General features: G+C 70.4%; 20 protein-coding genes and 1 pseudogene. 13 read left to right on the top strand and 8 right to left on the bottom strand.

Annotated elements, in window-relative coordinates; all coding sequences use genetic code 11:
* Window positions 1–140: 140 nt before the first annotated feature.
* Window positions 141–473, top strand: coding sequence for a hypothetical protein (locus tag ACH5AC_RS21345; RefSeq protein ID WP_398863532.1), 333 nt, complete (start codon window positions 141–143; stop codon window positions 471–473).
* On the opposite strand, the gene ACH5AC_RS21350 is transcribed toward ACH5AC_RS21345, so the two are convergent.
* Window positions 454–1,011 (bottom strand): FadR/GntR family transcriptional regulator, encoded by a 558-nt coding sequence (locus tag ACH5AC_RS21350; RefSeq protein ID WP_398863533.1) that lies wholly within the window; start codon window positions 1,009–1,011, stop codon window positions 454–456. The two genes, ACH5AC_RS21345 and ACH5AC_RS21350, sit on opposite strands and share 20 nt — an antisense overlap.
* Before the next feature lie 168 nt (window positions 1,012–1,179).
* On the opposite strand from ACH5AC_RS21350, the pseudogene ACH5AC_RS21355 reads away from it, so the two are divergent.
* The 4 genes and pseudogenes from ACH5AC_RS21355 to ACH5AC_RS21370 form a co-directional block, all read left to right on the top strand.
* A pseudogene (locus ACH5AC_RS21355) lies at window positions 1,180–1,776 on the top strand (MFS transporter); the annotation flags it as partial.
* A gap of 43 nt (window positions 1,777–1,819) precedes the next feature.
* Complete coding sequence (locus ACH5AC_RS21360) at window positions 1,820–1,936, top strand: SGM_5486 family transporter-associated protein (protein WP_398863534.1); 117 nt, start codon at window positions 1,820–1,822, stop codon at window positions 1,934–1,936.
* 185 nt (window positions 1,937–2,121) lie between these two features.
* Window positions 2,122–2,328: a hypothetical protein gene (locus tag ACH5AC_RS21365; protein ID WP_398863535.1), complete on the top strand. Its 207-nt coding sequence runs from the start codon at window positions 2,122–2,124 to the stop codon at window positions 2,326–2,328.
* A gap of 102 nt (window positions 2,329–2,430) precedes the next feature.
* Window positions 2,431–2,949 carry a SixA phosphatase family protein gene (locus tag ACH5AC_RS21370; RefSeq protein ID WP_398863537.1) on the top strand — a complete coding sequence of 173 codons (519 nt, stop codon included), beginning with the start codon at window positions 2,431–2,433 and terminating at the stop codon, window positions 2,947–2,949.
* An 88-nt stretch (window positions 2,950–3,037) separates the two neighbouring features.
* Here the strand turns inward: ACH5AC_RS21370 and serB are convergent, their stop codons facing one another.
* Both serB and ACH5AC_RS21380 read right to left on the bottom strand, forming a co-directional pair.
* The gene (serB, locus tag ACH5AC_RS21375) at window positions 3,038–4,252 is read right to left on the bottom strand and encodes a phosphoserine phosphatase SerB (RefSeq protein ID WP_398863538.1); all 1,215 of its coding nucleotides are present in this window, start codon (window positions 4,250–4,252) and stop codon (window positions 3,038–3,040) included.
* A 221-nt stretch (window positions 4,253–4,473) separates the two neighbouring features.
* Window positions 4,474–6,132, bottom strand: coding sequence for a streptophobe family protein (locus tag ACH5AC_RS21380; RefSeq protein ID WP_398863539.1), 1,659 nt, complete (start codon window positions 6,130–6,132; stop codon window positions 4,474–4,476).
* Window positions 6,133–6,356: 224 nt separating this feature from the next.
* Here ACH5AC_RS21380 and ACH5AC_RS21385 point away from each other — a divergent pair, with 224 nt between their 5' ends.
* Window positions 6,357–8,903, top strand: a complete 2,547-nt coding sequence (locus ACH5AC_RS21385) for an FHA domain-containing protein (protein ID WP_398863571.1) — start codon at window positions 6,357–6,359, stop codon at window positions 8,901–8,903.
* Window positions 8,904–8,994: 91 nt separating this feature from the next.
* Here ACH5AC_RS21385 and ACH5AC_RS21390 read toward each other — a convergent pair whose 3' ends face one another.
* Complete coding sequence (locus ACH5AC_RS21390) at window positions 8,995–9,792, bottom strand: transglycosylase SLT domain-containing protein (protein WP_398863540.1); 798 nt, start codon at window positions 9,790–9,792, stop codon at window positions 8,995–8,997.
* A 667-nt stretch (window positions 9,793–10,459) separates the two neighbouring features.
* Here ACH5AC_RS21390 and ACH5AC_RS21395 point away from each other — a divergent pair.
* From ACH5AC_RS21395 to ACH5AC_RS21405, 3 genes are all read left to right on the top strand, one after another.
* Window positions 10,460–11,605, top strand: a complete 1,146-nt coding sequence (locus tag ACH5AC_RS21395; RefSeq protein WP_398863541.1) for a GAF domain-containing sensor histidine kinase — start codon at window positions 10,460–10,462, stop codon at window positions 11,603–11,605.
* Complete coding sequence (locus ACH5AC_RS21400; RefSeq protein ID WP_398863542.1) at window positions 11,598–12,239, top strand: response regulator; 642 nt, start codon at window positions 11,598–11,600, stop codon at window positions 12,237–12,239. Before ACH5AC_RS21395 ends, ACH5AC_RS21400 begins: the two co-directional genes overlap by 8 nt.
* A 147-nt stretch (window positions 12,240–12,386) precedes the next feature.
* A complete protein-coding gene (locus ACH5AC_RS21405; protein WP_398863543.1) occupies window positions 12,387–12,632 on the top strand; it encodes a chaplin in 246 nt (81 codons plus the stop codon).
* Window positions 12,633–12,833: 201 nt separating this feature from the next.
* On the opposite strand, the gene ACH5AC_RS21410 is transcribed toward ACH5AC_RS21405, so the two are convergent.
* A complete protein-coding gene (locus tag ACH5AC_RS21410; RefSeq protein ID WP_398863544.1) occupies window positions 12,834–13,622 on the bottom strand; it encodes a hypothetical protein in 789 nt (262 codons plus the stop codon).
* Between the two features lie 152 nt (window positions 13,623–13,774).
* Between ACH5AC_RS21410 and ACH5AC_RS21415 the strand changes: the two genes are divergently transcribed.
* The 3 genes from ACH5AC_RS21415 to ACH5AC_RS21425 all read left to right on the top strand — a co-directional run bounded on the left by ACH5AC_RS21415 (window position 13,775) and on the right by ACH5AC_RS21425 (window position 16,155).
* Complete coding sequence (locus ACH5AC_RS21415; RefSeq protein WP_398863545.1) at window positions 13,775–14,572, top strand: ABC transporter ATP-binding protein; 798 nt, start codon at window positions 13,775–13,777, stop codon at window positions 14,570–14,572.
* 65 nt (window positions 14,573–14,637) lie between these two features.
* The gene (locus ACH5AC_RS21420; protein ID WP_398863546.1) at window positions 14,638–15,069 is read left to right on the top strand and encodes an NfeD family protein; all 432 of its coding nucleotides are present in this window, start codon (window positions 14,638–14,640) and stop codon (window positions 15,067–15,069) included.
* A 141-nt stretch (window positions 15,070–15,210) separates the two neighbouring features.
* On the top strand, window positions 15,211–16,155 hold the full coding sequence (locus tag ACH5AC_RS21425) for an SPFH domain-containing protein (protein WP_398863547.1): 945 nt from the start codon (window positions 15,211–15,213) through the stop codon (window positions 16,153–16,155).
* A gap of 68 nt (window positions 16,156–16,223) precedes the next feature.
* On the opposite strand, the gene ACH5AC_RS21430 is transcribed toward ACH5AC_RS21425, so the two are convergent.
* The 3 genes from ACH5AC_RS21430 to ACH5AC_RS21440 all read right to left on the bottom strand — a co-directional run bounded on the left by ACH5AC_RS21430 (window position 16,224) and on the right by ACH5AC_RS21440 (window position 18,250).
* Window positions 16,224–16,730 carry an HNH endonuclease gene (locus ACH5AC_RS21430; protein ID WP_398863548.1) on the bottom strand — a complete coding sequence of 169 codons (507 nt, stop codon included), beginning with the start codon at window positions 16,728–16,730 and terminating at the stop codon, window positions 16,224–16,226.
* A 155-nt stretch (window positions 16,731–16,885) separates the two neighbouring features.
* On the bottom strand, window positions 16,886–17,425 hold the full coding sequence (locus tag ACH5AC_RS21435; RefSeq protein ID WP_398863549.1) for a YbhB/YbcL family Raf kinase inhibitor-like protein: 540 nt from the start codon (window positions 17,423–17,425) through the stop codon (window positions 16,886–16,888).
* A 42-nt stretch (window positions 17,426–17,467) separates the two neighbouring features.
* The gene (locus ACH5AC_RS21440) at window positions 17,468–18,250 is read right to left on the bottom strand and encodes a sporulation protein (RefSeq protein WP_398863550.1); all 783 of its coding nucleotides are present in this window, start codon (window positions 18,248–18,250) and stop codon (window positions 17,468–17,470) included.
* Window positions 18,251–18,397: 147 nt separating this feature from the next.
* Here ACH5AC_RS21440 and ACH5AC_RS21445 point away from each other — a divergent pair, with 147 nt between their 5' ends.
* Window positions 18,398–19,039, top strand: a complete 642-nt coding sequence (locus tag ACH5AC_RS21445; protein ID WP_398863552.1) for a DNA-3-methyladenine glycosylase — start codon at window positions 18,398–18,400, stop codon at window positions 19,037–19,039.
* Window positions 19,040–19,380: the final 341 nt, after the last annotated feature.

Consider the following 19,380-nt stretch of genomic DNA (forward strand, 5'->3'; position numbering starts at 1 on the left):
ACGGTGACGCCCCGTTCCCCGCAGCGCGCGGGGGCGGGGCGTCACCCGTTCGGCCCCTTCGGCCGGGCGGTGACCAGGGCCGACGCGCACGCTGGGAGGACCGCACCACCCCGCAGCCGTACGGCCGAGGAGGTCCCGTTGTGCGCCTGTTCCGCAGCCTGGCCCCAGTGACCCTCGCCGTAGCCCTCGTCCTGTCGCTGCCGTACGACGCGACGCCCCACGCGCGCGTGAAGGCGGCCGAGCCGTTCGGCTCGGAGTGCCGCACCCGGGTGCACGGTTCCCAGGTGATCGCCTTCTGCCACAACCCCTACGCCGACACCGACCGCGTCCAGCTGCACATCGAGTGCGCGCGCTGGTGGGACCTCGACACCGACAGCGTTCCCGTCGACGCGGGGCCCGCCGTGACCGTACGGCTCACCGGGCGCTGCTGGAAGGAGGTCGACTCGGCGTGGGTCAGCCACCAGAAGGCGTGAACCGCTCCGGCCGGCACAGAAACGGATAGCTGGCGGCCTCGGCCGCAGCCGTCTCCGCGTCACCCGCGCGGATCGCGTCGAGCAGCCGCGTGTGGTCCATGTGCGTCTCCGGCGTCAGCTCCCGGCCCACGTCCTCACGCAGCCAGTCCCGCCGCCGCAGCAGCGCGTCCAGCTGCCTGAGGTCCTTCTCCGTGCGTCGTACGGCGGCCAGCCCGGCCGCGCTCGACTCCAGCGCGGCGCACAGTTCGGCGATGTGCCGCGGGTCGGCGTCGGCGAACCGGCGGTGCATCACGCCCGTCAGCTCGCTGGTGGCCACGACGAATGTGCCGGAACCCTGCCGGATGTCCAGCAGACCGTTGTGCGTCGGCGCGCGGACGGCCTCACGGACCGTGTTACGGGCCACGCCCAGCTGCTCGACCAGCTCGGGCTCGGTCGGGATGCGTGAGCCGACCGGCCACTCGCCCGAGGTGATCTGCTTGCGCAGCTCGGCGACGACCTGCTCGGACAGCGCCGATCGGCGGGGATGCGTCAGAGCCATGCCACACCTCCGCACGGGCGGGCCCGGCAGGCGTCGCCCAGCCAGTGCCCATTTCGGCAGCTTCCCTCTCGGCAGGGCCCGCCTGTCCAGGACTCGCCTCTCCAGGGCCCGCCCCGGCAAGCGCCGCCCAGCCAGGACCCGCCTCTCCAGGACCCGGCCGTCCCGTTCCGTGTCAGCCGCAGTCGGACCGCCTGGGCGCTCGCCGTGTTCTTCGGACTTCAGGCCACCGCCGCCCACATCACCATGGGCTGGATGGCGCAGATCTTCCGCGACGCGGGCGTCCCCGCCGGCACGGCCGGGCTGCTGCTCGCCGTCACGATGGTGAGGGGTGGGCCCCTGGCGTTCGTCATCCCGCGCCTCGCCTCCCGGCTGCCCCGGCAGGGCCCGATCGTGCTCGCGATCGGCGCCTGCGGCCTCGCCGGATACGCCGGCCTGTACCTTGCGCCGGCCGGCGGCGCCTGGGCCTGGGCCGTGCTGATCGGTGTCGCCAACTGCGCCTTCCCGTTGGCACTGACCATGGTCGGGATGCGGGCCAGGACCGGCGCGGGCGTGGCCCAGCTGTCGGCCTTCGCGCAGAGCACCGGCTGTCTGATCTCGATCCCCGGCCCGCTCCTGGTGGGCGTGCTCCACCAGCACACCGGCGGCTGGGGAGTGCCGATCGCCCTCATGGCCGCGCTGATGATGCCGCAGATGGTCGTGGGCGTGCTGGCCGGCCGTGACCGGACGGTGGAGGACGAGGTCGCCGCCGCGCCCGCGGCCCGCTGACCCCCGGGGAACCGGCGGGGGAGTGAGGTGCGAGACTGGCCGTATGCCAGTGCTCGACCCGAATCCGCAGAACGGCCAGAAGAAGATGCTCGTCGTCTTCGGCGCGTTCCTCGCCATCTTCGTGATCATCGCAGTCATCGCGTCGATCGCCGCACCCTGAACCGACGCCCCACCCGCACCTGGCCGGCACCCGATGGTGGGGCTGGCCCCACCATCCCTTAGGGGGTGAGGGTCAGGGTCAAGTGGGTGGATCACCGGATGGGCCGACGGCCCCGGATTCCGTAACTTCGAGATATGGCCGCGAGACGCGGACCACGCACCCCTCGGAGATCAGCGGAGGCACCCATGCCGGCCTGTACGCACACGCGGCCCGACCCGGCGACCACGGGCGGCGTCGGGACCCGGCTGCCCTGGTGGGCCCTCGCCCTGCCGACCCTCGGCTTCGTCACCCTGCTCGTGCTGATACTCAACCCCGCCGACGCCCAGGCGGCCACCGGCGACCCTCTGATGGCCGACCTCTTCGAGCGGGTGCGGGAGCTGTTCGCGCGCTGAGCGCACAGGCCGCCGGACGCGCCCTTCCAGCCCCCGGGCCGCCGTGAAGTCGCATGTCAACTCCCTGCGCCCGGTGGCGTGTTTCATGCGAAGCTGGGAGCCATGAGCGTCGCAGAACCCCGCAGGATCGTCCTCTTCCGGCACGCCAAGGCGGACTGGCCACAGGTGACCGACCACGAGCGTCCGCTCGCCGAGCGCGGCCGCAAGGACGCCGCCGAGGCCGGCCGCAGGCTCGCCGACACCGGCATCCCGTTCGACCTGGCCCTGTGCTCCACCGCGACCCGCACCCGCGAGACCTGGAAGCTCGCCGTCCAGGAATTCCCGCAGCGGCCGAGGACCGTCTACGAGGAGCGGATCTACGAGGCATCACCGGGCGAACTGATCGCCCTGCTCAACGAGACCTCCGAAGACGCCCGGAACATCCTGCTCATCGGCCACAATCCGGGCGTGCACGGCCTCGCCGAAATCCTCTCCGGCACCTCCGAGGACGGCGCCGGCGAGCGGATGAGCCGCCGCGGCTTCCCCGCCGCCGCCTTCGCCGTGCTGTCCTTCGACGGCAGCTGGAAGAGTCTGGAGCCGGGCGTGGCCGTACTGCGCGACTACTGGGCCCCGACCGACTGACCCGCCGACCGACACCGCCGACCGACACCGGGCCCGGCACCGCGCACGGCGCCGGGCCCCCGCGTACGGAGATCCCGACGGCGAGCCGTCACTGACCGTCGAGCGTGTCCGCCGCCTCGACCTCTTCCCGCGTGATGCCCAGCAGATAGAGCACGGTGTCGAGGAAGGGCACGTTCACCGCGGTGTGCGCCGCCTCACGCACCACCGGCTTGGCATTGAAGGCGACCCCGAGACCGGCCGCGTTCAGCATGTCCAGATCGTTCGCGCCGTCGCCGATCGCCACCGTCTGCGACAGCGGTACGCCCGCCTCCGCGGCGAACCTGCGCAGCAGCCGCGCCTTGCCCGCGCGGTCCACGATCTCGCCGGTCACCCGGCCGGTCAGCTTGCCGTCGACGATCTCCAGCGTGTTGGCCTGGGCGAAGTCCAGCCCCAGCCGCTCCTTGAGGTCATCGGTGACCTGGGTGAAGCCGCCGGAGACGACACCCACCTGGTAGCCGAGGCGCTTCAGAGTGCGGATGAGGGTGCGGGCGCCGGGCGTCAGCCGCACCTCGGTGCGCACCTTCTCCACCACCGACGCGTCCAGCCCCGCCAGCAGCGCCACCCGCGCGTGCAGCGACTGCTCGAAGTCCAGCTCGCCGCGCATCGCGGCCGCAGTCACCTCCGCGACCTTGTCCTCGCAGCCGGCGTGCGCCGCGAAGAGCTCGATCACCTCGTCCTGGATGAGGGTCGAGTCGACGTCCATGACGACGAGCCGCTGAGCCCGGCGGTGCAGACCCGCCGCCACCACGGCGACATCGACACCGAGAGCGGCCGCGTCCAGGACCAGAGCCGTGCGCAGGGGCTCGGTCTCGACACCGGAGACGGCGAACTCCACCGCCGTGACCGGGTACTTGGCGAGCCGGAAGATACGGTCGATGTTGCCGCCCGCCTTCGCGATCTTCGCGGCGATGGCGGCGGTGGCCTCGGCGGTGAGGGGGTGCCCCAGCACGGTCACGAGTGACCGGCCGAGACCACGCGGACGGTTGTCACCCGTACCGGAGATGATCTCCGCCTGCATCCTCATCGACTCCGCCCAGCTGTGGACGGTCGACCGCAGCTCGCCCTCCAGACCGCGGGGCGGCTCGGTCACCAGCGCGCACAGGACCATCCGGCCCCGGGTGACGACCTGCTCGATGTCGACCACGTCGACGGAGTAGGCCGCGAGGGTGTCGAACAGGCCGGCCGTGATGCCCGGCCTGTCCTTGCCGAAGATCTTGACGAGGAGAGTGGGGACGTCGGAGGACGCAGTCTGCGAAGCACTCATGGTGTAACCACCGTATCCGGCACCTGGTGCCTCGCGCCGGTCAGGTCCGACTGGCGGACAGCGAACAGCGGACGAAGGGCAGGTGGCGGGGGGTTTACGGGTGGGGTGTGCGGTGGCCGGCGGCGACTCGCGAGCGTGGCCCGGCGTGGCCCATCCAGGGGCGCGGGGAACTGCGAGACCAGCCCCCACGCACCCGCACCCGGAGACCACCTGATCCACCCCTACTCCTCCGGCCTCCGAGGAGGCACCGGCGGTGGAGGCGGCGGGGGAGGTGGAGGCGGCGCTCCCATCCACCGAGCCATCGTCGGCGCACCGGACACATCACCCCCCGGCTGCACCGCCGGAGGCTCCGGCTCCCGGCGCAGTTCCTCCGGCAGCCGCAGATACGGATTGGTTCCGGGGTTCGGCGGCCGGTACGGCGCACCCGGCGCATACGGCCCGGGACTCCCGCCACCCACGTCGGCCCCCGTTCCCCCACCGCCAACGCCGTTCCCCCACGCCAACGCCGCCACCCGCACCCCCGCCGCCCCGCACACCCACGCCAACCCCGCCCCGGCGGCCCCAGCCCCGGCCCCCCACACGGCCCCCCACACCAACGCCAGGCCCAGATCCGCACGCAGCTCGATCCCCGCGCCGAACGCGTCGAAGCCCAGCACCGACAGCGAGGCGTTCACCGACACCTCCGCCAGCCACGCCAGCAGCGGCAGCGTCACCGCCGTCCCGATGCCCAGCCGCAGCGCACAGCGGCCCACGAAACCGAGGGCACCCCCGGCAAGAACCGGTGTCCGTGCCGCCGTCAGCACCCCCGCGAGCAGCACCATCAGGGCCGCGGCCACCGCCAACAGCCAGACCCGCCCGTCGAGTTCGGCCAGCCTGCTCAGCGTCACATCCTGTTCCGTGCCCGCGCTCAGCAGGTCGTCCAGCGGATCCGGCAGCACCCGGTACAGCACGCCGGTCGCCTGCCCGTCCCAGGGCACGAAGAGCCCCACGCCGACACCGAGCCACACGCCGTTCGGCGCGCCGAGCAGTGCCGCGCCCACGATCCGCTGCGGCTCGTCGTCACCGATCGCCGCGTAGGCGGCCGCCGCCAGCCCGGCCGCCACCGCCACCAGCGCCACGGTGACCAGGGCCGAGGCGACCGGCCGCACGACCCGGTGGACCGCCTCCCAGCCGCGCGGCAGCGGAGTGCGACGCGAGGCCAGCAGGGCGATCAGCAGGATCCCGGCCGACCAGCACAGCCCACCGAGCAGCGTGGGCACCGTGTCGACGCTGAAGCCGACCGCCGCCCGCGCGTCGATCAGATCGCCGATCCGGTCCGGCAACAGCCCGCCGACGTCACCGAGACCGGGAATCCCAAGGCCGCCCCCACCCCCGCCCGGCAGGTCGTCCAGGCCCAGGGAGCCGCCGTCGACGGTGATGACATCGTGTCCGGCCCACGCCAGCCCGCCCATGGTCGCCACGAACACCGCCACCACCGCGCCCGCCCGTGCGAGGAGTTCGGCCGGTTCGACGACAACTCCGGCCGAGCGCAGGGACCGTAGGAAGAACCACGACAACAGCAGCGCCCCGACCAGGCTCACTCCGAGTGGCGTGATCTCGATGGCGGTGGCCGCCTCCGCGCCCGTCAGACCGAACGCGGACACATCCCCCGAAGGCGACACCGAACCACCCGCCCCCAGGGCCACCACGGCCGCCGTCATCGGTCCGAGCGAGCCCGCCGCGTCCGCCTCCAGCAGATGCAGCCCCAGCGCCGCCGTCCCCGCCATCCCGATCAACGCCCAGCTCACCGCGGCGATCGCGGACAGCAGCACATCGCCCCACGGCACGCCCCTGCCGTGCTCCGGGCGCCTCGCGCCCTCGACACCCGTACCCGCACCCATGCAGACCCCCCGATCCGCCGCGCATGTCCCCCTCGCGTGCGTTTACCACTCTCCGGGCAGGTTTCAACCCCGTCAACGGAAACGGTGGATGCGTGTACGCGCCCTCTTCACAAGGCCCGACTTTCGGTCAGAGGGCCGCTACTGAAATAGTTCCTCCCGATGTTCGACATCCCTAGACTCCCTGTGATGGGGGTAACTCGGGGGACAACTCAGTGGGGCATGGAGTGCCGGAACTCGTACTGGAATTGAACGGACGCACCTGGACGCTCGATCCGTCCAGGTCATACACCCTCGGACGCGATCCGCAGGGAGACATCGTGCTCGACGACGCCAGGGTCTCCTGGCGTCACGCCACGGTCAGCTTCAACGGCCGTAGTTGGGTCATCGAGGACCACGGCAGCACCAACGGCACGTTCGCGCAGGGGCAGCGCATCCACCAGCTGGAGGTCGGCCCCGGCGCGGCCGTGCACCTGGGCAACGCGACCGACGGACCGCGTCTGAACCTCTCCGCCGCCGCCCAACCGCAGCAACAGCCGCAGCCGTACGCGGCACAGGGCGCCGCCTGGGGCCAACAGCCGCCCGCCCAGCAGGCACCTGCCCAGCACACGCCGCACCAGCAGGCCCCGCCGGCCGGCTGGCAGCAGCCGCAGCAGCCCGCCGGACACATCCCGCCGCAGCAGGGTGGCCCGGCCGAGCAGTACGCACAGAAGGTACCCGGCGTCGGCGCGGGGGCGCCGCCGGTCTACGGCGACCGCAGCCCCACCACGTTCCACCAGCTCGCGCTGGGCCGCGTGATGCGCATCGGTCGCGCCCTGGAGAACGACCTGGTCGTCTCCGACCTCCAGGTCTCCCGCAACCACGCCGAGTTCCGCTCGACGCCCGACGGTCGCATGGAGATCCGCGACCTGGGCTCGCACAACGGCACGTACGTCAACGGCCAGCCGATCCCCAAGGGCGGCGCCCAACTGCTCGGTCCGACCGACATCGTGGGCGTCGGCCACTCGACGTTCCGTATCGTCGGTGACCGGCTCGAGGAGTTCGTCGACACCGGTGAGGTGTCCTTCTCCGCCCGCCATCTGACCGTCACGGTCGACGGCGGCAAGCAGATCCTCAAGGACGTCTCCTTCGGCGTCCCGGAGAAGTCGCTGATCGCGGTCATCGGCCCGTCCGGCTCCGGCAAGTCGACGCTGCTGAAGGCGCTCACCGGCTACCGGCCCGCCGACCAGGGCGAGGTCCTGTACGACAACAGGAACCTGTACAAGCAGTTCGCCGAGCTGCGCCAGCGCATCGGTCTGGTCCCGCAGGACGACATCCTGCACAAGGAGCTGACCGTCAAGAAGGCCCTCAAGTACGCGGCCAAGCTGCGCTTCCCGGCCGACACCACGGCCGCCGAGCGCGACGCCCGCATCGACGAGGTGCTGCGTGAGCTGAAGCTGGACATCCACCGGGACAAGAAGGTCACCTCCCTCTCCGGCGGCCAGCGCAAGCGTGTCTCGGTGGCCCTGGAGCTGCTGACCAAGCCGTCGCTGATCTTCCTCGACGAGCCGACGTCGGGCCTCGACCCGGGCATGGACCGCGATGTCATGCAGCTGCTGCGCGGCCTCGCCGACGACGGCCGTACGGTCCTCGTCGTCACCCACTCCGTCGCCGAGCTGGCGCTGTGCGACAAGCTCCTGGTGATGGCGCCGGGCGGTTCGGTCGCCTACTTCGGCCCGCCGGAGGAGGCGCTGAACTTCTTCGGCTACGACACCTGGGCCGATGTCTTCTCCGCCTTCGAGAACTACCGCGACTACGACTGGGCGGGCCGCTGGAAGGGCTCGCAGCACTACCAGATGTACGCCGCGGACATCGACGCGGTGGCGCCGCAGTCCGTACAGATCCCGCCGATGCAGGCGATGCGGCCGCCGAAGCCCCAGGGCTGGATGTCGCAGTTCATGACCCTGGTGCGCCGCTACGTCTCGGTGATCGTCTCCGACAAGGGCTTCCTCGCCCTGATGGTGATCCTGCCGGGCGTCCTCGGAGCGGTCAGCCTGCTGATCGACTCGGGCAAGGGCCTGCTGCCCAACCCGCCCAACGCGCAGACCGGCCGGATCATCCCGAACGGCACGGCCACCACCGTGCTGCTGATCCTCGCGGTCGGCGCCTGCTTCGCGGGTGCCGCCAACTCCGTCCGTGAGCTGATCAAGGAACGGGTCATCTACGAGCGGGAGCGCGCCACCGGCCTGTCGCGCTCGGCGTACCTGATGTCGAAGGTGTTCGTGCTCGGCATGATCACCGTCGCGCAGGGCCTGATGGTCGGCGTCATCGGCTTCTCCAGCCGGGAGATCCCCGAGGAGGGCCTGGTCCTCGGCGAGCTCACGCTCGTCGAGCTCTCGCTGCCGATCATGGCGTTGGGCTTCACCTCGATGATGTTCGGCCTGATCATCTCCTCGCTGGTGAAGACGGCCGAGAAGACCATGCCGCTGCTGGTCATGTTCGCGATCGTCCAGGTGGTCTTCACCGGCTGCCTCTTCACCCTGAACGGTTCGATCGGCGTCAACGAGTTCTCGTACTTGATGCCGTCGCGCTGGGCGGTGGCCGCCGCGGGCGCCACGCTGGACTTCAACAAGATCAGCCCGCCCGGTGAGGGCGACAGCACCGACCCCCTGTGGGACCACTCCGTCGGCGCCTGGAGCCTGGACATGGCCGCCCTGATCGCCCTCGGCGTGATCTGCGGCTTCTTCGTCTCCCGCTTCCTGCGCCGCCACGAGCCCGAGGTCATGCGCAAGTAGCAGGGCAGGTGGCGGAGTCCGTACGACCCGAAGGGCGGCCCCCGGTCAGGTGGGGGCCGCCCTTCGGCGTGTGAGCGTGCCCGTGGTGGGCTCAGTACGCGCTGTTCACGTTGTCCATGGAGCCGTACCGGTCGGCCGCGTAGTTGCACGCGGCGGTGATGTTGGCGACCGGGTCGTAGATGTTCCAGGACGTGCCCGGCACGTGGTACGCGTTGAAGGTCGGCTGGATGACCTGCAGCAGGCCCTTCGACGGGACGCCGTTGATGGCGTTGATGTCCCAGTTGTTGATGGCCATCGGGTTGCCGGAGGACTCCCGCATGATGTTGCGGTGGATGCCGTTGTAGCTGCCCGGGATGCCGTGCTTCTTCATGATGTCGAGCGACTCACGGATCCAGCCGTCCAGGTTGTTGGCGTACGTCTTGGCGACGACCGGCTTGACCTGGGTGCGCGGCGCGGAGCGGCTGGCGGCCGCCTTGGCCTTGCGGGCGGTTTCGGCCTTCTTCCTGGCCTCCGCGGCCTTCTTCGCGGCGGCCTTCTTGGCGGCCTCGGCGGCGGCCTTCTTGGCGGCCTCGGCCTTCTTGGCGGCCTCGGCCTTCTTCTTGGCGTCGGCGGCCTTCTTCGCAGCGTCCGCCTCGGCCTTCTTCGCAGCGTCCGCCGCGGCCTTCTTCCTGGCCTCGATGGCCTCGACCTTGACACTGGCGGCGGCGAGTCGGTCCGTCACGCTGGGCTTGACATCCTCGATCTGCTCGGAGCTGTACGCCACGCGGCTCGCGGCAGCGGCCTCGCTGGTGGTCGTCTGCGCGTCGGCCGGCACCACGGAGAAGGCGAGGGCGGCGGCACCGAGGGTGGCGACACCGGCGATCGCGATCTTGTGAGTGTTCTTGGGCATGGCGAATGGACCTCTTCGAATAGCGCGGAGGTCGCTCCGGTGTCCGAGCGGACGGGGTGCTTTCGGCACGAACGCCGCGGGCTGCAACCCGCGGTGCTGAGCGACGGCAGCCATTCTTAGCGGCCGCAAAATGGCCAGGCAAAGATGTGACCTACGATCCCGGATAGTGGAGCGGAGGAGGGCAAAACGGGACAGACCATTCCGTCTGTCCCGTTCACATGGGGCGGCTTTGTCTCCTATTGACCCTCGTAGGTGATCTGCGCCCTATGTGCGGGCTCACATCGGCGACGCAGCAGCCTCACAATGAGTTGCCGGAGCAACGCTGTGTGTGAGCCTTCCGGACAGCAACACGGAGGGGCAGCCTCTCCTACCGTCCAGCAGATGACGGTCCAGCCACTCCAGGGGCTCCGTGCCCAGCACCGCCGCGTTGTTCACACGTCCCGTACGACATGAGCACCCGCGTCGTCTCCTTGAGCCGGCCGGCGTTCCTGGCACCGAGCACCAGATCCCAGCCGTCGGCGGCCGGCGCCCGGCGAGCGCCCGACCCAGTCCCTTCCACGCGCGTGATGGCACAGCCAGGCGGACCTTCGGCCTAGGTCCCCGGGCCGAGTACGAGGCGGTCACAGGGCCGATCCGCGCTGTCACAGCACGCCGGTACGGTGAGGACATGAGTCAAGGTCCCCGGTCCGGCCTCGCCGCGGTGAGCTCCGCGCTGCTGGCCATGAGCCGGCATCTGGAGGTGCGCGACGTCCTCAAGACGATCGTCGCCTCCGCGCGCGAGCTGCTCGACGCGCAGTACGCCGCCCTGGGCGTCCCCGACGACCACGGCGGCTTCGCGCAGTTCGTCGTCGACGGCGTCAGCGAGGACCGGTGGCACGCCATCGGCCCCCTGCCCCGCCAGCACGGCATCCTCGCCGCGATGCTGCACCAGGCCAAGCCGGAGCGCCTCGCCGATGTGCGCAAGGACCCGCGCTTCGAGGGCTGGCCGGCCGCCCACCCCGAGATGTCCGACTTCCTGGGCCTGCCCATCCGCGACGGCGAGGAGATCATCGGCGCGCTGTTCCTCGCCAACAAGAACTGCGGGAAGCCGGAGGGCGCGTGCGGCTTCACCGAGGAGGACGAGCAACTGCTCTCCATCCTCGGCCAGCACGCCGCGATCGCCCTCACCAACGCCCGTCTCTACGAGCGCAGCCGCGAACTGACGATCGCCGAGGAGCGCTCCCGCCTGGCCCATGAACTGCACGACGCGGTGAGCCAGAAGCTGTTCTCCCTGCGCCTGACCGCCCAGGCCGCCGCGGCCCTCGTCGACCGCGACCCGTCCCGCGCCAAGGGCGAGCTCCAGCAGGTCGCCGCGCTCGCCGCCGAGGCCGCCGACGAACTGCGCGCCGCCGTCGTCGAGCTGCGCCCCGCCGCCCTCGACGAGGACGGCCTCGTCGCGACCCTGCGCACCCAGGTCCAGGTCCTCGACCGCGCCCACACCGCGCGCGTCTCCTTCATCAGCCGGGGCGTGCGCGCCCTGCCCGCGGCTCAGGAGGAGGCCCTGCTGCGCGTCGCCCAGGAGGCTCTGCACAACGCCCTGCGCCACTCCGGCGCCTCCCGCGTCGACGTCACCCTCGACAAGCGCGGCCCGGGCGCCGTCCTACGGGTCACGGACGACGGCAGCGGCTTCGACCCGCAGGCGATACGACGCGCAGGACGCCACCTCGGCCTGGTCTCCATGCGGGACCGCGCGAGCGGGGTCGGCGGCGGTCTGACGGTGGAGTCGGCGCCCGGCAAGGGCACCACGATCGAGATGGAGGTCCCCGGTGGGTGACGCAATCAAGGTGCTGCTCGTCGACGACCACCAGGTCGTCCGCCGGGGCCTGCGCACCTTCCTGGAGGTGCAGGACGACATCGAGGTCGTCGGCGAGGGCGCCGACGGCGCCGAGGGCGTCGCCCGCGCCGAGGAGCTGAAGCCCGACGTCGTCCTCATGGACGTCAGGATGCCTGGCCTGGACGGAGTGGACGCCCTGCGCCGGCTCCGCGAACTCGACAACCCCGCGCGCGTGCTGATCGTCACCAGCTTCACCGAACAGCGCACCGTGATCCCGGCCCTCCGCGCCGGCGCCGCCGGGTACGTCTACAAGGACGTCGACCCCGACGCGCTCGCCGCCGCCATCCGCTCGGTGCACGCCGGCCACGTCCTGCTCCAACCCGAGGTCGCGTCCGCCCTGCTGTCGCAGGAGGACACCAACGGCGGCCAGGGCAGGGGCGGCTCACTCACGGAGCGGGAGCGGGAGGTGCTGGGCCTGATCGCCGACGGCCGCTCCAACCGAGAGATCGCCCGGGCCCTGGTGCTGTCCGAGAAGACCGTCAAGACGCATGTGTCGAACATCCTGATGAAACTCGATCTCGCGGACCGTACCCAGGCCGCCCTGTGGGCCGTACGCCATAGTGTGAGTGGCTGAACGGCAACTCGGAGCGTTCACTTCCGAACCGAGATTCATCCCGTCGTGGGAATGTCCTCCCGGACGGCGCAACTTCGGCCGGTCGGCGCCGTTCTCCAGTGCGTACCGCGGCACCCGCCGCGGCGATCCACAAGGAGGGCTTGGACAGTGAAGAACCTGAAGAAGGCAGCGGCCGTGACGATGGTGGCCGGTGGTCTGGTGGCCGCCGGAGCCGGCATGGCCTCCGCCACCGACGGCGCGTGGGCCGGCGGTGAGGCCCAGGGTTCTCCGGGTGTCGTCTCGGGCAACGTCATCCAGGCCCCGGTGCACCTCCCGGTGAACGCGGTCGGCAACAGCGTCAACGTGGTCGGCGTGCTGAACCCCGCCTTCGGCAACCTGGGCCTGAACAACTGACGTTCCTCGCGGACGCCGCAGCGGCGCCCCGCCGGCCTCCCGGTCGACCACCGGGAGGCCGCTTTGTTTGTTTGTCGCTCCAACGATCCCGAGCGGGCAGTCTCATGCCGTCTGCGGGCAGTCGGTGGCTGGTCGCGCAGCTCCCCGCGGCCCCTCGGTACGACCCCACCCAGCTGCGGTCAGTGGTGCCGCTGGCTCACGTCACCGCGCCCCCCGCTCCCGCTCCTCCACGTACGCGTTGTACGCAGCGACCTGCGCCCGCCGGGCCGTCCGCTCGACAGGCCGCAACGCAGCCCCTCGAGCCGCCATCTCCGACGCGCTCACCGCACCCCCATGCCCGTTCTCGTACGCCAGCGAGATCAACACCCCCACCCGCTGCGCCAGCTCCAGCACCCGCACCGCCCGCGGCGGATACCCCGGCGCCAACACCTCCCGGCCCCGCTCGGCCCGCGCCCGATACGCCTCGATCGCCGCCGCGGCCACCGGCCCCGACCCCGCCACATCCAGCCGCGTCAGCACCGACGTCGCCTCCCGCAAAGCCTCCGCCAGCTCCCGCTCCGCCTCACCCAGCGACGGCACATCGGCCGGCGGCGCCTCCCGCACCGCGAGGCAGTGCCACACCACCTCGACATGCACATCACCCTCGGGCCCGGCCTCGTACACCTCCGGCACCAGCCCCAGCGCCGCCCCCTGACAGATCACCGCCTCCTCGGCCTCCAGCGCCCGCGCGTTGAACTCCGGCGGCCCGCTCAACCCCAGCGGATGCCCCGGCGCGGGCAGCGCCACCCGCAGCCCGGTCACCCCCAGCGCCCGCAACCGGCCCAGGGCGAGTGTGAGTCCGACGGGCGCGGACTCACCGGGCAGCCCCTCCACCCGGTGCACCGCGTCATCGCCGACGATGGCGAGCACGGCGTCGTCCGGAGAGACAAGTCCGGCCAAAAGGGCATTTCCCCAAGCGGCGAGGCGACCAGAGCGCGGTTCCGAGTGCATGCCCCCAGCCTAAGGACCGGACCGATGGAACGGCCCGCCCGGCCGGTGGCGTAGATTTCCTAGGAGGACCGTGCCCACCGGCGCGGCGGACCGAGCCACAGGCGTACGCGACAGCCGAGACCGGCCACACTGCAAGGGGAGACAACGCGCTCATGAGCGATGTTCTGGAGCTTCAGGACGTATCCGTGGTCCGTGAGGGCCGGGCTCTGGTGGACCAGGTCTCCTGGTCGGTCAAGGAGGGCGAGCGCTGGGTCATCCTCGGCCCCAACGGCGCCGGCAAGACCACCCTCCTGAATGTCGCGTCCAGCTACCTCTACCCCAGCAAGGGCACCGCCACCATCCTCGGCGAGACCCTCGGCACGCCCGGCACCGACGTCTTCGAGCTGCGCCCGCGCATCGGCATGGCGGGCATCGCCATGGCCGACAAGCTCCCCAAGCGCCAGACCGTCCTGCAGACCGTGCTGACGGCGGCGTACGGCATGACGGCCGGCTGGCAGGAGGAGTACGAGGAGATCGACGAGCAGCGCGCCCGCGCCTTCCTCGACCGCCTCGGCATGACCGACTACCTCGAGCGGAAGTTCGGCACCCTCTCCGAGGGCGAACGCAAGCGCACCCTCATCGCCCGAGCCCTGATGACCGACCCCGAGCTGCTCCTGCTCGACGAGCCCGCCGCCGGCCTCGACCTCGGCGGCCGCGAGGACCTGGTCCGCCGCCTCGGCCGGCTCGCCCGCGACCCCATCGCCCCCTCGATGATCATGGTCACCCACCATGTCGAGGAGATCGCCCCCGGCTTCACCCACGTCCTCATGATCCGTCAGGGCAAGGTCCTCGCCGCCGGCCCGATCGAGCTGGAACTGACCTCCCGCAACCTCTCCCACTGCTTCGGTCTTCCACTGGTCGTCGAGCAGGTCGGCGACCGCTGGACCGCACAGGGCCTTCCGCTCTCCTGAAGGTCCCCGAACACCCTTCCCCCTGCGCCCTGTCCGCGTCGCACGCGCGGCCCTACCATGACCATGTGGACATCGACGCGTGGGTATGGTGGCTCGTCGGCGCGGCAGCGCTCGGAATTCCGCTTGTGGTGACCGCCATGCCGGAGTTCGGCATGTTCGCGGTGGGCGCCGTGGCCGCCGCGGTCGTGGCCGGACTCGGCTTCGGCGCCGTCGCCCAGGTGCTCACCTTCGTCATCGTCTCGGTCGCCCTCATCGCGGTCGTACGCCCCATCGCCTACCGGCACCGCAACCAACAGCGGCCCGGACTCGCCACGGGCATCGACGCGTTGAAGGGCAAACAGGCCGTCGTCCTCGAACGGGTCGACGGCAGCGGCGGCCGCATCAAGCTCGCCGGGGAGATCTGGTCGGCACGAGCGCTCGACAGCGACCTGACCTACGAACCGGGCCAGCAGGTGGACGTCGTGGAGATCGAGGGCGCGACGGCGATCGTCATGTGACCGGCCACCACGGACACTTGGCGGAACTGCACGAACACACCCCCAAGGCACACGACGGTCTGTCAGACTCGACCAGCAAGATCTTCAACAGCCATAAGATCTTCCGAAAGCGCCGAGGCGGAGAAGGGTACGGGGAGCACGATGGAACCGGTCATCATCGTCTTGATCATTCTGGTGGTGTTGGTCTTCATCGCCCTGATCAAGACGATCCAGGTCATCCCACAGGCGAGCGCCGCCATCGTGGAGCGCTTCGGCCGCTACACGCGCACGTTGAACGCCGGCCTCAACATCGTCGTCCCGTTCATCGACACCATCCGCAACCGCATCGATCTGCGCGAACAGGTCGTACCGTTCCCGCCGCAGCCGGTGATCACCCAGGACAACCTGGTGGTCAACATCGACACGGTCATCTACTACCAGGTGACCGACGCCCGCGCCGCCACGTACGAAGTCGCCAGCTACATCCAGGCGATCGAGCAGCTGACGGTCACCACGCTCCGCAACATCATCGGCGGCATGGACCTCGAACGCACCCTGACCTCCCGCGAGGAGATCAACGCGGCCCTGCGCGGCGTCCTCGACGAGGCCACCGGCAAGTGGGGCATCCGCGTCAACCGCGTGGAACTGAAGGCGATCGAGCCCCCGACCTCCATCCAGGACTCGATGGAGAAGCAGATGCGCGCCGACCGTGACAAGCGCGCCGCCATCCTCACCGCCGAAGGCACGCGCCAGGCCGCCATCCTCACCGCCGAGGGCGAGAAGCAGTCCCAGATCCTGCGCGCCGAGGGTGAGGCCAAGGCCGCCGCCCTGCGCGCCGAGGGCGAGGCCCAGGCCGTCCGTACGGTCTTCGAGGCCATCCACGCCGGCGACCCCGACCAGAAGCTCCTCAGCTACCAGTACCTCCAGATGCTCCCCAAGATCGCCGAAGGCGACGCCAACAAGCTCTGGATCGTCCCCAGCGAGATCGGCGACGCCCTCAAGGGCCTCTCCGGCGCGATGGGCAACTTCGGCCCCCTGGGCGGCGGTTCGAACGGCGGCAACAGCGGCGGCGGCACGGAACGCCGGGAGAAGCCGTCGATCGACTGATCCATGGACCCTGCGTATGGCTGAGGCCCACCTCCAACGAGGTGGGCCTCAGCCATACCGCGCGGCGGCTACGCGGCGCTCTGCGCGAGCCAGTCCGGCAACGCGTTGAAGTCGTCCTGCGCCAGCGCCAGCAACATCGCGTCCTGCGGTGTCGGCTCGAACGGCTCCCTCAACAAGGTCATCCCCGCCTGCTCCGGAGTCCGGTCCGCCTTACGGTGGTTGTCCTCCGCGCAGGACGCCACCGTGTTCAACCAGGTGTCCTGACCCCCCTGCGCCCGCGGCACCACATGGTCCACGGTCGTCGCCCGCCGCCCGCAGTACGCGCACCGGTGCCGGTCCCTGACCAGCACACCCCGTCGCGACCACGGGGCTTGTCTTCGGAAAGGCACCCGTACGTATCTGCACAGCCTGATCACCCGGGGCACTGGTATGTCCACATCGGCGCCCCGCATACGCAGTTCGGGGTGGGCCTGCTCGACGACGGCCTTGTCCTGCAGCACCAGAACAACGGCCCGGTTCAACGTCACCGTGGACAGCGGCTCAAAACTCGCGTTGAGCACCAATGTGTCCCGCATACCAGCCCACCTCCCGTGTGCACCTGCCCACCCCCCGGCGGGCTTGGATCAACTCTGGACGGGCGCGCCGAGATGGACAACGCAATAAAAACTGCCCGCCTCTGATCACTTCCAAGACCAGAGACGGGCAAACGTTCAGTGAACGATGAGATGACTCATCCCTCAGCGGGATTCTCGTACTCTCCGATCAGCTGAGCGCGCGCGATCGCGTGGAACCGCAGATGGAAGCCGACCACGGCGGGTGAGGCGTCGGCATCCGGACCGAGCTTCTCCTGGTCCACCGCGTACACGGTGAAGACATACCGGTGCGGCCCGTCCCCGGGCGGCGGGGCGGCACCACCGAAGTCCTTCGACCCGTAGTCGTTGCGCGCGTGGACGGCCCCCTCCGGCAGCCCCTCGAACTTGCCACTGCCCGCACCCACCGGCAGCTCCGTCACGGAGGCCGGAATGTCGAACAGGACCCAGTGCCAGAACCCGCTGCCCGTGGGGGCGTCCGGGTCGTAGCAGGTCACGGCGAAGCTCTTCGTCTCCGGCGGGAAACCCTCCCAGCGCAGCTGCGGCGAGGTGTTCCCCTCCGCGTGGACCTGGGCGCTCTTCAGCGTCGCGCCCTCCTCGACGTCCTCGCTCGTCACCGTGAACGACGGCACGGGCGGATGGAAGTCGTGGGGGAGCGGCCGCCGCTTGAGCTCGGTCACCTCGGTACCTCCTGAATCGGTGAGTCCGGTACGGGCACGAGCCTAGAACCAGTTGCGCCTGCTGCCGACCTCGGACAGCCACTGGTTGAGGTACGCCGCCCAGTCGGTCGCGTGGTAGTCGTGCAGCCCCACCTGGAACGACCGGAAGGTGTCGCTGCCCTCGGTGAACAGCCCGCCCTTCTTGTCCATTTCGAGGACGACGTCCATGGCGGTGTCGTCGGCGACGAAGCTCAGCTCCACCTGGTTCAGACCGTGGTACTGCTGCGGCGGGAAGAACTCGATCTCCTGGTAGAACGGCAGCTTCTGACGCGTCCCCCGGATGTGCCCACGCTCCATGTCCGCGTTCTTGAAGCGGAAGCCCAGCCGTGTGAACGCGTCCAGGATCGCCTTCTGCGCCGGCAGCGGGTGCACATTGATCGGGTCCAGGTCGCCGGAGTCCACCGCCCGCGCGATCGCCAGCTCGGTGGTCACCCCGATGTTCATCCCGTGCAGCGCCTGACCGTCGATCATCGTGATCGGCGTCTCCCACGGGATCTCCAGCCCGAACGGCACCGCGTGCACCGCACCGGCCTGCAGCTGGAACGCCCCGCCCAGCGACACCTTGGTGAACTCGATGTCCTGCTTGAACTCGCCGTCCTGGCCCTCGACCTCCACCCGCGCCTGCAGCCCGACCGAGAGGCCCTGGATCTCCTGGTTCACGGACCCGCCCTGGACCCGCACCTCACCCTGGACGACACCGCCCGGCACGACGTTGACCTCCGTCAGCACCGTCTCGACCGAAGCCCCACCGGCCCCCAGGCTCGCAAGCAGCTTCTTGAACGCCATGACTCTCCCTCTACGACCTCTGCGAGTGGACCCTTGATCCCTACCAACGCGATCCGGCGGTGGCCGGTTCCGGGGCCACACCCTGGCAAGCCGAACGCCCCCTGACCACCCCGGCGCACCGAACAGACTGCACTACGCTCGGAGGGCATGATCGCGACCCCCGACCGTACGCCTCTCCCACGGGAGTTCTTCGACCGCCCCGTCCTGGAAGTCGCCCCCGACCTCCTCGGCCGCCTCCTCGTCCGTACGACCCCCGACGGTCCGATCACCCTCCGCCTCACCGAGGTCGAGGCATACGACGGCCAGAACGACCCCGGCTCCCACGCCTACCGGGGCCGCACCACCCGCAACAGCGTGATGTTCGGTCCGCCCGGACACGTGTACGTCTACTTCACCTACGGCATGTGGCACTGCATGAACCTGGTGTGCGGCCCCGCGGGCAGGGCGAGTGCGGTCCTGCTGCGCGCCGGCGAGATCGTCGAGGGCGCGGAGCTGGCACGCACCCGGCGACTCTCGGCCCGCAACGACAAGGAACTGGCCAAGGGCCCGGCCCGCCTGGCGACGGCCCTGGACGTGGACCGAGCCCTCGACGGCACGGATGCGTGCACGCCGGGCGACACCCCTTTGCGCGTCCTCACGGGCACGCCCGTACGCCCCCACCAGGTGAGCAGCGGGCCGCGCACCGGCGTCTCCGGCGACGGGGCCGTGCACCCCTGGCGCTACTGGATCGCCGACGACCCGACGGTGAGCCCGTACCGGGCCCATGTGCCCCGTCGCCGCAGAAGTTGACTCTGCCGGGGGAGGTGCGTAACGTAGCCCGAGCCGCTGAACCGGGTACGGCGATCGCCTGCAGCCGGAGCGGCCAACCCACTACCTACGACATCCCTCAGCGGGAGCGATTTCGGCGTGTCCGCATGCCCGAATTCGAACTCGCGGGACTCGATTATGAGTCCGCCGGGGAATCGGCTAACGTAGTGAATGTCGAAAGGCCGACGAGCGAAAGCGAGAAGGCCCAAGGCAATCCCGCCGACAGGGAATCGGATCGGAAAAGGATCTGATAGAGTCGGAAACGCAAGACCGAAGGGAAGCGCCCGGAGGAAAGCCCGAGAGGGTGAGTACGAAGGAAGCGT

This window comes from Streptomyces sp. NPDC018693, from assembly GCF_044391385.1.
Taxonomy (GTDB): domain Bacteria; phylum Actinomycetota; class Actinomycetes; order Streptomycetales; family Streptomycetaceae; genus Streptomyces.

What these genes read in the sequence shown, in the direction of transcription:
- ACH5AC_RS21370 (WP_398863537.1), top strand. Translation starts at nt 2,431, where the DNA reads ATGAGCGTCGCAGAACCCCGCAGGATCGTCCTCTTCCGGCACGCCAAG.
- ACH5AC_RS21410 (WP_398863544.1), bottom strand. Translation starts at nt 13,622, where the DNA reads ATGCACTCGGAACCGCGCTCTGGTCGCCTCGCCGCTTGGGGAAATGCC.
- ACH5AC_RS21445 (WP_398863552.1), top strand. Translation starts at nt 18,398, where the DNA reads ATGATCGCGACCCCCGACCGTACGCCTCTCCCACGGGAGTTCTTCGAC.
- ACH5AC_RS21380 (WP_398863539.1), bottom strand. Translation starts at nt 6,132, where the DNA reads ATGGGTGCGGGTACGGGTGTCGAGGGCGCGAGGCGCCCGGAGCACGGC.
- ACH5AC_RS21360 (WP_398863534.1), top strand. Translation starts at nt 1,820, where the DNA reads ATGCCAGTGCTCGACCCGAATCCGCAGAACGGCCAGAAGAAGATGCTC.
- serB (WP_398863538.1), bottom strand. Translation starts at nt 4,252, where the DNA reads ATGAGTGCTTCGCAGACTGCGTCCTCCGACGTCCCCACTCTCCTCGTC.
- ACH5AC_RS21440 (WP_398863550.1), bottom strand. Translation starts at nt 18,250, where the DNA reads ATGGCGTTCAAGAAGCTGCTTGCGAGCCTGGGGGCCGGTGGGGCTTCG.
- ACH5AC_RS21390 (WP_398863540.1), bottom strand. Translation starts at nt 9,792, where the DNA reads ATGCCCAAGAACACTCACAAGATCGCGATCGCCGGTGTCGCCACCCTC.
- ACH5AC_RS21365 (WP_398863535.1), top strand. Translation starts at nt 2,122, where the DNA reads ATGCCGGCCTGTACGCACACGCGGCCCGACCCGGCGACCACGGGCGGC.
- ACH5AC_RS21430 (WP_398863548.1), bottom strand. Translation starts at nt 16,730, where the DNA reads ATGCGGGACACATTGGTGCTCAACGCGAGTTTTGAGCCGCTGTCCACG.
- ACH5AC_RS21415 (WP_398863545.1), top strand. Translation starts at nt 13,775, where the DNA reads ATGAGCGATGTTCTGGAGCTTCAGGACGTATCCGTGGTCCGTGAGGGC.
- ACH5AC_RS21395 (WP_398863541.1), top strand. Translation starts at nt 10,460, where the DNA reads ATGAGTCAAGGTCCCCGGTCCGGCCTCGCCGCGGTGAGCTCCGCGCTG.
- ACH5AC_RS21425 (WP_398863547.1), top strand. Translation starts at nt 15,211, where the DNA reads ATGGAACCGGTCATCATCGTCTTGATCATTCTGGTGGTGTTGGTCTTC.
- ACH5AC_RS21350 (WP_398863533.1), bottom strand. Translation starts at nt 1,011, where the DNA reads ATGGCTCTGACGCATCCCCGCCGATCGGCGCTGTCCGAGCAGGTCGTC.